Origin of the sequence: Snodgrassella sp. CFCC 13594 (assembly GCF_001590725.1) — a bacterium.
Classification (GTDB): Bacteria; Pseudomonadota; Gammaproteobacteria; order Burkholderiales; family Neisseriaceae; genus Snodgrassella.
The window spans coordinates 1-1,263 of record NZ_LQXR01000056.1 but is presented as its reverse complement, the minus strand read 5'-3'; the positions used below and the strand labels follow the sequence as shown (position 1 = coordinate 1,263).

Annotated in this window: 1 protein-coding gene; it reads left to right on the top strand. The window is 37.8% G+C overall.

Annotated elements, in window-relative coordinates; genetic code table 11:
- Positions 1-482: 482 nt before the first annotated feature.
- On the top strand, positions 483-1,263 hold a 781-nt coding region (locus A2F46_RS11625), incomplete at its 3' end, for an ESPR domain-containing protein (protein ID WP_231867797.1).

Genomic DNA, 1,263 nt, shown 5'->3' with positions numbered 1-1,263 from the left:
CAGCGGCGGGTATGGATGCTAAAATAACAGTAAGAATGACAGGATTAAATGAACATCATGTTATTATTATATTTAATAATCAAATAGATATATTATTTTAATAATCTCACCGCTTCCGCCAAAATTTTAAATTAAGCCTCTGAATTTTCAGAGGCTTAATTTTTTACAGTCACTGAATATCTATCTACCTACCAATTCCTCAACTTAGAGATGTGTAGTTAATTTTTGATTTATTCGTTTTGCTGTTTTCTCATCAAGACATTCTTGCCTTTGTTTGTGCGTATTAATACATATTTTAAAAAAATAATTTTTATGCCTTATGAATTTACCATGATAAAATTCATACTTTGCTCATGACGTTAGGCATAGTCGCACGGCTAATATATCGACTAAAAGATTATTATCTCTATATTTTGAGCATGCTGTTTTAAAGCTGACTTAAATTTCAATTCGACTCATAAAATACTCAAAGACAATTACCAATGAATAAAATCTACAAAACAGTACGTAATAAAAAAACGGGGCTATGGGATGTGGCTTCTGAACTAACTAAGGCTGGCAGACATTCAGGCGGAGGAGCGGTAAAAACGAGTGCCTTTTTAATGGCTGCACTATTTACCCATTCAGCGATGGCTGCTTGCATTGAAGGAGCCACAAATACAGTCACGTGTACAGGAACAACACAACAACCAAATTTAGATGGTTATACGACCACGCTCACTACATTGCCCAACTCGAAAGGGAGTACTGTAACGATTAACGTCAATGAGGGTGCAAATGTTTTATCTGGTGGAGGAAACACAGACGGTATTGGCAATAGTGGTAGTGGAAACTATCAACCAGCGGTCACCCGCATTAACAATTCGGGCACTATTTCAGCCAGTAGCGATGCTACAACTGTTTATGGTCTTCAATATATTTATGGCGATTACCGGGCTGTAACTGGCAATTTTACATTGCAAAATTCAGGAACTGTATCCGCTACCACTACGAACTCTACAGCAGAAGCTGCAGGCATACTGGCGATGTTCCAAGGCAGTATCAATATCGATAACAGCGAAAATGCCACTATCGAAGGCAGTAGTGCAGGTATTTTGGCGACCAGTTATGCAGCAGGCAGCACGCAACAATCAAAAACGGGAGGAAGTAGTATTTCCATTACTAATTCTGGGAATATTACTGGTTTATCTAATACCAATAACTTCGTCGAAAAAGAAACGATTACAGAACATAAACAAGACCATACGGTAGCCATCTTCGCAG